This is a genomic window from Caldisericia bacterium, from assembly GCA_026414995.1.
Classification (GTDB): Bacteria; Caldisericota; Caldisericia; order B22-G15; family B22-G15; genus JAAYUH01.
Genome location: JAOAHY010000028.1, coordinates 1 through 4,044 on the forward strand (window position 1 = coordinate 1; position 4,044 = coordinate 4,044).

The 4,044-nt window shown below is 26.6% G+C and carries 4 protein-coding genes; 3 read left to right on the forward strand and 1 reads right to left on the reverse strand.

Annotation, left to right across the window (positions count from 1 at the left end):
• From N3D74_06570 to N3D74_06580, 3 genes are all read left to right on the forward strand, one after another.
• Positions 1-209: hypothetical protein (locus N3D74_06570; protein ID MCX8095828.1), on the forward strand; the 209-nt coding region annotated here is incomplete at its 5' end.
• The gene (locus N3D74_06575; protein ID MCX8095829.1) at positions 209-1,186 is read left to right on the forward strand and encodes an iron ABC transporter permease; all 978 of its coding nucleotides are present in this window, start codon (positions 209-211) and stop codon (positions 1,184-1,186) included. The genes N3D74_06570 and N3D74_06575, both read left to right, overlap by 1 nt.
• Positions 1,165-1,935, forward strand: a complete 771-nt coding sequence (locus N3D74_06580) for an ABC transporter ATP-binding protein (protein ID MCX8095830.1) — start codon at positions 1,165-1,167, stop codon at positions 1,933-1,935. Before N3D74_06575 ends, N3D74_06580 begins: the two co-directional genes overlap by 22 nt.
• 24 nt (positions 1,936-1,959) lie before the next feature.
• Here N3D74_06580 and N3D74_06585 read toward each other — a convergent pair.
• Positions 1,960-4,044, reverse strand: a 2,085-nt coding sequence (locus N3D74_06585; GenBank protein ID MCX8095831.1) for a S8 family serine peptidase, incomplete at its 5' end; no start/stop codon positions are given.

Below are 4,044 nucleotides of genomic sequence, written 5' to 3' on the forward strand. Positions count from 1 at the left end.
ATATTGATGATGTTTTGAAAAGACCTGGATGGGATAAAATTGATGCAGTAAAAAATAAAAGAGTTTATGTTTTTGAAAATCAAGATTTAATCTTTAGATTAGGACCAAGAATTATTGATGGAATGGAAGAGTTATTTAAACTAATTCATAAAGATGAATTATCTTTATTTTTTAGAGAGGAAGAAATGCCTTTCTCTCTTATAAAATAATGAAAAAGAAACTATTTGTTATTATAATTTTTGTTTTATTAATTCTCTCAATTTTTTTATCTCTATCTTTTGGTGCAAAAAGATATTCTTTTTTAGAAGTAATTAAATTTATATTAAATTCAAAAAAAGGAGATGAGCTTTTTTTAAAAATAAGATTACCCAGAGTACTATCTTCAGTTTTTGTTGGAGCTTCTCTTTCTATTGCAGGACTTTTATCTCAAACTTTATTTTATAATCCTCTTGCAGATCCTTTTTTATTTGGTATTTCTTCTGGTGCGAATTTTTTTGTGACTCTATCTCTTTTTTTAGGTTTAGATACATTATTTAGATATTCTTTATCTCTCTTTTCATTTTTAGGCGCTCTATTTTCTGTCTCAATAATCTATCTTATTAGTAAAATAAAGGGAAAAATCACCCCTCTAAATCTCCTTCTTTCAGGTGTTGCAATTAACTATCTTTTTTCTTCTCTTTCAACTTTCATGATTTTATGGGGAAGAGATATATTAAATAAATCAGTTTTTTGGACATTATCTGGACTTTCAACAGTTGATACAAACAAACTTATATTTTTAATTTCCATTTTTATTCCATCATTAATAATAACTATTTTTATTAGTTTCAACCTTGATGTTTATTCACTTGGAGAAGATGAAGCAAAAACTCTTGGTGTTAATTTAGACTCTTTAAAAACAATTACATTAATTTTGATTGCAATCTTAACTGGGATTAGTGTATATGTATCTGGAATAATTGGTTTTATAGGTCTTATGGTTCCAAATGTTTTAAGAGAAATTTTTGGTCTTAAACACTTAAAACTTATTCTTCTTTCAATAATTTTTGGAGGGTTTCTTTTAACTATCTCAGATTTCTTTGGAAGATCAATTTTTTACCCATCAGAAATTCCAATAGCAACAATAACTTCATTTTTAGGGGTTCCTTTCTTTTTATATGTTTTGTGGAAAGAAAAGGTCTTTTAATGAGAGAAAACTATCTTGAAATAAAAGAAATTTATTTTTCTTATAAGGATAAAAATATATTAAATGATATAAATATATCAATTTATAGGGGAGAAAGTGTTTCTATTTTTGGACCAAATGGAAGCGGAAAGACTACTCTTTTAAAAATAATTTTAGGAATTTTAAAACCACAAAAAGGTGCTGTTTTTTATATGCAAAAAAATATTTTTAAAATGAGTGATAAAGAAAGAGGAAGAATATTTTCATATGTTCCTCAAAAATCTAATATAATCTTCCCATTAACTACTTTTGATTATCTTTTACTTGGAAGAGCACCATTTATAGATGGATTCGTTAAAAAGGAGGACAAGGAAATTGTTTTATACTGGATGCAAAAATTTAATTTAACACATCTTAAGGAAACTAATTTTCAATATTTATCTGAAGGTGAAAAACAAATTTTAACACTTATTAGAACACTTATTCAAGAAACTGAAGTTATTGTTTTAGACGAACCATTAACTCATCTAGATTTAAAATATAGAACTATTTTTTTAAATCTTTTAAAAGAATTAAAAGAGGGTGGAAAAACAATTATTTCTGTATTTCATGAAATTGAATCAATAAAATTTTTATCTGATAAAGTTATTTTTTTAAAAAAAGGAAGGGTTGAAAAAATTGGAAGTGTTAATAATTTGATTAACGAAGAAGAAATAAAAAATCTTTTTGAAGAAAAAATAAAAGGAGGGCAGTTTGAAAGCCCTCCTTAAAAATAAAATTAAAGTTTTAATATTTTATGGTGATTGAGTTCCAAAATTTTGTGCCAAAAGAAGAAGATCTTCTGCATCAATCTTTCCATCTCCATTAAGATCACATTTTTCATTGTAGTTTGGTTCTCCTAATTTTGTTCCGAAACTCAAAGCAAATATTATAAGGTCCTCTGAATCAACTCTATTATCACTGTTTATATCGCCAAGCAAAGGATTTATTTTTATTAATCTATCTGTTTTTATAAATTCAATTTTTTTATTATTTATATCTATACCATATGCTTTAATTTGATTTAGTCTAACACCTCCATCTTTTGTTGAATTGAATTTTATCTTTATAATTGAACCTTCACCAGAAATTCCATTTGATAATGAAATTTTTATTTTTATTTCTATAATACCATTTTTATCATCAATCTTTTTTTCAATAATAGCATTTTTATCATTATTTAGTATGAAATCACTAAGATCAATAGATAAAACAGATATAAATTGTGGATCATAATCTATAGTATATGTTAACTCTTTTATATTTTTTAATTTGTTTGTGTATATATCAACAGTGAAATTTGATCCTTTATTATATGTATCTAAAGAAATTATCTTTGAAAATGGAATATTAACTTTCTCAACTGAAAAATCACCAGTTAAACCAACTTCTTCAACAAGTTTTAATGTATCTCCAGATTCAATTGTTACTGTATAAATCTTATATTTATAATTTCCATTATCTAAAAAATATTTACCATCATAATCCTTTCCATCCCAAACAAATTCATATTCACCATTCATTAAAACTTTTTTATAAATTGTTCCTAACTTTGTTTTACCTTTATCGTCAAATATATCAATAATAACTCCGCCAATTCTACTTCTATAAGATCTCTGATCTCTTAATCCTTTTTCACCATAATTTAATTTAAATTTAAAAGTTATAAAATCATTGACACCATTCTTCTCAAAAGATAGAATTTTAGGTTCTACTGATATTACCTCTAAAACTTTTGTGGGCACTTTTGGTATTCCTTTTTTTATAATAATTGGAACATGAAGAGTTCTATCATTTAATTTAAAATAAATAATTCCATCATAATACCCTTCAGGAACTTTATCATCAATTTTATACTTAAATGAAATTTTTGTCTCTTCCCCTTTCTTAATAGAAAACTTCTCTTCTTTATTAAAGTAATCAAAAGTAATTCCTGAAACATCTGAAATTAAATTAGAAATTACTTTAAAATCTAAATCATTTTGTGATACATTTTTAACATTAAGTACTATTTCGCCTTCTTTGTCTTTTATAAAAATTGAAAATGGCTTTATCAAGATAGGGGTTGTTGCTGCAGCATAAACATCAACTCTACCTGAACCTTGATCTGTCCAAGAAAATGGAAGATTATTATTTGGGTTGATTAAAATAAAGGCATTATTCATTAAACTTGCTTTAATGTCAAAAGGTGTCCAATCTGGATGTAGTTGTTTAATTAATGCTGTAGAACCACATACAAAAGGAGTTGCTCCGGATGTTCCACCAAAACCATAAGTATATTGATTTTGTGGTGCAGTTGTAAATGTATTTGTACCAGGTGCAGCAATTTCTGGTTTAAAGATATCATCTGGAGTTGGACCTTGAGAAGAAAAATCTGCAACGAGATTCTCTTTTCTTAATTTTCTAGTAAAAGATACTTTAACACCTTGCTCAATTAATGATTTTAACAAATATCCATCTTCTTCCATAATAAAAACTGCAGGTTTTAATTCAACTCCAGGATGGTTTTGTACATTTAAAGCCATGGTTACATTTGGACCAGGTGCAGTATTAAAAACAACCACTCCTTCTGCACCATAGGATAAAGCATTAAAATATTTAGTTTCAAAAAGAAGAGCTGATTCAGGAGCAAGAGGTCCTCTTTGAATTAAAGCAAGTTTTCCTTTTAAGTTTTTGCCTTCAAAATCTTTGTCTCTTCCATAACCGCAATAGATAAGTTCATATTCTTTTCCTTCTGGAAATTCAGGCACTCCGTCACCATAAACAAATGGAATGAATCTATCTTCATAACCTTTCGGAAAAACAATATTTACTGTTCCTCCTCCTTCATCACTTGCGGC